Annotated in this window: 5 protein-coding genes; 2 read left to right on the forward strand and 3 right to left on the reverse strand. The window is 71.9% G+C overall.

The window, feature by feature from the left end; genetic code table 11:
• Together H5J26_RS28475 and H5J26_RS28480 are read right to left on the reverse strand one after the other, a co-directional pair.
• The coding region (locus H5J26_RS28475) for a response regulator (RefSeq protein ID WP_181768846.1) at positions 1-362 on the reverse strand (362 nt) is incomplete at its 3' end.
• Between the two features lie 193 nt (positions 363-555).
• Positions 556-1,239, reverse strand: a complete 684-nt coding sequence (locus H5J26_RS28480; protein ID WP_181768847.1) for a DUF3000 domain-containing protein — start codon at positions 1,237-1,239, stop codon at positions 556-558.
• Positions 1,240-1,517: 278 nt separating this feature from the next.
• On the opposite strand from H5J26_RS28480, the gene hemE reads away from it, so the two are divergent.
• On the forward strand, positions 1,518-2,612 hold the full coding sequence (hemE, locus tag H5J26_RS28485; protein ID WP_181768848.1) for a uroporphyrinogen decarboxylase: 1,095 nt from the start codon (positions 1,518-1,520) through the stop codon (positions 2,610-2,612).
• A gap of 13 nt (positions 2,613-2,625) precedes the next feature.
• On the opposite strand, the gene H5J26_RS28490 is transcribed toward hemE, so the two are convergent.
• Positions 2,626-4,056 (reverse strand): FAD-dependent oxidoreductase, encoded by a 1,431-nt coding sequence (locus tag H5J26_RS28490; RefSeq protein ID WP_181768849.1) that lies wholly within the window; start codon positions 4,054-4,056, stop codon positions 2,626-2,628.
• Between the two features lie 124 nt (positions 4,057-4,180).
• Here H5J26_RS28490 and hemG point away from each other — a divergent pair.
• The coding region (gene hemG, locus H5J26_RS28495; protein WP_181768850.1) for a protoporphyrinogen oxidase at positions 4,181-4,806 on the forward strand (626 nt) is incomplete at its 3' end.

Below are 4,806 nucleotides of genomic sequence, written 5' to 3' on the forward strand. Positions count from 1 at the left end.
CGGGTGCCGGTGACGACGTAGCCCTTGACGCCGCCCGCGAGGGCGTTGCGTACGGCACCGATGTCGTCGGCGGCGGAGAGGGCGAGGCCGTTCGGCCAGCCCGCGGCTCGGGTCTCGGACAGCAGGCTGAGGCCCGATCCGTCCGGGAGGTGGACGTCGGCCACGCAGATGTCGCGTGGATTGCCGACTCGGGGACGTGCCTCCGCGATCGACGACGCCTCGATGACGTCCCGTACACCGAGAGCCCAGAGATGTCGGGTCACGGTGGAACGGACGCGAGGATCGGCAACGACCACCATGGCGGTCGGCTTGTTCGGGCGGTAGGCGACCAGGCTTGTGGGGTGCTCAAGAAGAACAGACACCGGGCCTCCGAGGGCTGGCTGCGGACGGAACGGTTCCGGTGACCGTGCGGGGTGATCCGGGGAGTTCCGTGTGGAAGGGTCATAGACTCCTTCGGCAGGTCGGGGGCACCCCTTTAGGGAATGATCACCAATTGGTGACCGATATTTACCGAATCGGACAGCCGCTCGACGTAATGCGACGCAGCGGGGCGGATCACAGCGGCTGCGGTCCGCGGCGCTTCGGGAGCGACACGACGGAGGAGCCCTCGCTCTGCTCCGGCGGCAGGCCCGCGCACTGGCACAGCAGCTCCGCCCACGCCGTCAGATGGGCCGCCATGTCGGGGAGGGCGTCGGGGGCGGCGGGGTCGTCCGCTCGGGGTGTCCAGCTGGCGCGGATCTCCAGCTCCGTCTGCGGCGGACGTTCGTCGAGACCGCCGAAGTAGGAAGAGCCGGACCGCGTCACCGTTCCGCTCGGATCTCCGTACGTCGCCGAGCGTGCCTCCAGGGCACCCGTCAGCCAGGACCAGGTCACCTCCGGCAGCAGCGGGTCGCCTGCCATCTCCGGCTCCAGGTCGGTGCGCCCGAGGGTGACGACGCGGAACTGGCCCTGCCAGGACTCCTGGCCCGAGGGGTCGTGCAGCAGCACGAAGCGGCCGTCGGCCAGCTCTGCGTTCTCGCTCCCGTCACGGTCTGCCGCGGGCTCCATGACCGTCGCCGAGAGCGCGAAGGTGTAGGGGGCGAGCCGCTTCGGCGCGGGAAGCCCGGACAGTTGCACCTCCGGTCGTGTGCGCGCGCCGTTCAAGGCCGCCACCGCACGCTGGAAGGGCAGCGGGGCGCTGTCGCCGCCGCTGCCCGTGGTGCCGGAGCCGTCCGTCGTCTCTGGTCCTGCCGCTGCCATGGGCCGAAGAGTAGGGCGAGGGGACGGTGCAGACCGGTAGGGACACTCGCAAGTGGCCGAAGAGTGGTGGGTGTTGAGGAGGCCGGAGTGCCCGGAGGGCAGTCGGCGGGGCACGTGGGGCGGGGCGCGCTTCTGAGATTTGGCTGACAAGTGACGACCGTGCCGGGTGTACCGCACTGCGCAAGGATGACGGCGGTGGTCGCGGAGCCTTCGGCCCGGTCCTTGCCGGGTCCTTGCCGGGGGACGGCGGGCCTCCGGGGCATGGGAGACTGCGGTGCGTGAGTGCCAACGACCGTGCGACGGGCCAGCCGAACACCCCTCAGGATTCCCAGGACCCCAAGGACTCAGCGTTCCTCAGGGCGTGCCGCCGGGAACCTGTGCCGCACACCCCTGTGTGGTTCATGCGGCAGGCCGGACGGTCGCTGCCGGAGTACCGCAAGGTGCGCGAGGGCATCGCGATGCTCGACTCGTGCATGCGGCCGGACCTGGTCACCGAGATCACGCTGCAGCCGGTCCGGCGCCACGGAGTCGACGCGGCGATCTACTTCAGCGACATCGTGGTCCCGCTCAAGGCGATCGGCATCGACCTCGACATCAAGCCGGGCGTCGGTCCCGTCGTGGAGTCGCCCATCCGTACACGTGCGGACCTGGAGCGGCTGCGGCCCCTGGAGCCGGGCGACGTCGACTACGTGACGGAGGCCGTTCGCCTGCTCACGCGTGAGCTCGGCGGCACCCCGCTCATCGGCTTCGCCGGTGCTCCCTTCACCCTGGCCAGCTATCTCGTCGAGGGTGGGCCGTCGCGCAACCACGAGCACACCAAGGCGCTGATGTACGGCGACCCCGAGCTGTGGGCCGCGCTGCTGGACCGCCTCGCGGAGATCACCGCCGTCTTCCTGAAGGTGCAGATCGAGGCGGGCGCCTCCGCCGTGCAGCTCTTCGACTCCTGGGCCGGCGCCCTCTCGCCGTCCGACTACCGGCGCTCCGTCCTGCCCGCCTCCGTCAAGGTCTTCGACGCGGTGGCGGGATACGGCGTGCCCCGCATCCACTTCGGCGTCGGCACCGGTGAACTGCTGGGCGCCATGGGGGAGGCCGGCGCGGACGTCGTCGGAGCGGACTGGCGTGTGCCGATGGACGAGGCCGCGCGGAGGGTCGGTCCCGGCAAGGCGGTGCAGGGCAACCTCGACCCGGCGGTGCTCTTCGCCCCGCGCGAGGCCGTCGAGGTGCAGGCCCGGCGGGTGCTGGACGCGGCACGCGGGCTGGAGGGACACATCTTCAACCTCGGCCACGGCGTGCTCCCCGACACCGATCCCGACGCGCTGACCCGGCTCGTCTCGTACGTGCACGAGCAGACCGCGGGGCAGCAGGGCAGCTGACGCGGCAGGGCCCCTACTTGCCGGCGGCTTCCGCCTCCACCGCTGCCTTCGCCTTGCGTGCCGCGACGAGCACCGGGTCCCACACGGGGGAGAACGGCGGCGCGTAGCCCAGATCGAGGAAGGTCATCTGCCCGACCGTCATTCCGGCGCTCAGGGCGACGGCGGCGATGTCGACGCGCTTGCCCGCACCAGCCCGTCCCACGATCTGCGTGCCCAGCAGCCGTCCGGTGCCGCATTCCGCGAGCATCTTCACGCGCATCGACTCGCTGCCGGGGAAGTAGCCGGCGCGGCTGGTCGCCTCGGCCGTCACCGTCACGAACTGCAGCCCCACCTGGCTCGCCTGAGCCTCCAGCAGACCGGTACGGGCGATCTCCAGGTCGCAGACCTTGCTGACGGCCGTACCGACGACGCCGGGGAAGGTGGAGTACGCGCCGCCGATGTTGGCGCCGATGACCTGGCCGTGCTTGTTGGCGTGCGTCCCCAGCGCGATGTGCCGGGTGCGGCCCGAGACCAGATCGAGCACCTCCACGCAGTCTCCGCCCGCCCAGATGTTCTCGTGGCCGCGCACCCGCATCGCCAGGTCCGTCAGCAGGCCGCCGGACTCGCCGAGGGGCAGCCCGGCCTCCCGTGCGAGGGAGGTCTCGGGGGCGACGCCGAGACCGAGCACCACCACGTCCGCCGGGTAGGTCGCGTCCTGCGTGACGACGGCACGGGCCCGCCCTGCGGACCGGTCGGACCCCGACTCCTCGGTCTCGACGGCCGTCACCTTCGCGCCCGTCACCACCTCCATGCCCATTCCGCACATGGCGTCCCGGACCAGCTCGCCCATGTCCGGGTCGAGGGTCGTCATGGGCTGCGCCGCCTGGTCGACGACGGTGACGTCGAAGCCCCGCAGCGTCAGGGCCTCGGCCATCTCCACGCCGATGTAGCCCGCGCCGACGACGACGGCGCGCAGCTTGCGCCCTGCCGCTGCCTTCTCTCTCGTGTGCAACGCGTCCAGCAGGGCCTGGCCGTCCTCCAGGGACTGCACGCCGTGCACCCCGTCGGCGTCGATGCCGGGAAGCGGGGGCCGTAGCGGCCGGGCACCGGTGGCGATGACCAGTTCGTCGAATCCGGTCCAGGCCTCGCCGTCGCCCGACGCCGACGGGTCGCGCGTGCGCACCCGTTGGCCGTCCACGTCGATCTCGGTGACCTCGGTGCGCATCCGCAGGTCGATGCCGTGCTCCCGGTGCTGCTGCGGTGTACGGGCGATCAGGTCGTCCCGTGCGTCCACCGAGCCGCCGATCCAGTACGGGATGCCGCACGCCGAGTAAGAGGAGAAGTCGCCGCGTTCGAAGGCGACGATCTCCAACTCCTCCGCGCCGCGGAGCCTGCGGACCTGTGATGCGGCTGTCATTCCCGCCGCGTCCCCTCCGACGACCACCATCCGTCGTGCAGCGGCCATGGTCCGTGCTCCCTCCGTCGTGGACGCGTGGACGTCCAGGGTGCTCCCGCGTGCGAACCGCCGGCTCCCCGGCTGCGGGAGTGCGCCCACGCTATGCCCCGAGTGACTCTGCGAGAGTGGTCCCATGCATGTGATCGTCGTCGGCGGCGGCATCTCGGGCCTCGCCGCAGCCCGTCGGCTGCTCGCCGGGGGAGCATCGGTGACCGTCCTGGAGGCGTCGGCGTGGCTCGGCGGAAAGCTGCTCGCGGGTGAGATCGCCGGGTCCGCCGCGGTCGACCTGGGCGCGGAGTCGATGCTCGCGCGGCGTCCGGAAGCGGTGGAGCTGGCACGGGACGTGGGGCTCGGCGAGGCTCTCGAGCCCCCGACAACGGCGAGCGCCGCCGTCTGGTCGCGCGGCGAGATGTGCCCGATGCCCAAGGGCCATGTGATGGGTGTGCCGGGCGATCCGGACGCGTTGAGGGGCCTGCTCTCCGAAGCCGGAGTGGCCCGCCTCGAAGAGGACGCCGCGCTGCCGCCCACCGCGGTGGGGGACGACGTCGCGATCGGCGAGTACGTGGCCGCAAGGCTGGGCCGTGAGGTCGTGGACCGGCTGGTGGAGCCCCTGTTGGGCGGCGTGTACGCGGGCGACGCGTACCGGATCTCCATGCGGGCCGCCGTGCCCCAGCTCTACGAGGCGGCCCGCGCTGAGCGTTCACTGCTGAGGGGCGTCCGCGAGCTGCAGGCCCGTGCGCCGGTGCGGGACGCCGCCTC

Origin of the sequence: Streptomyces albidus (ex Kaewkla and Franco 2022) (assembly GCF_013870515.1) — a bacterium.
Lineage (GTDB): Bacteria > Actinomycetota > Actinomycetes > Streptomycetales > Streptomycetaceae > Streptomyces > Streptomyces albidus.

What these genes read in the sequence shown, in the direction of transcription:
- H5J26_RS28480 (WP_181768847.1), bottom strand. Translation starts at nt 1,239, where the DNA reads ATGGCAGCGGCAGGACCAGAGACGACGGACGGCTCCGGCACCACGGGC.
- H5J26_RS28490 (WP_181768849.1), bottom strand. Translation starts at nt 4,056, where the DNA reads ATGGCCGCTGCACGACGGATGGTGGTCGTCGGAGGGGACGCGGCGGGA.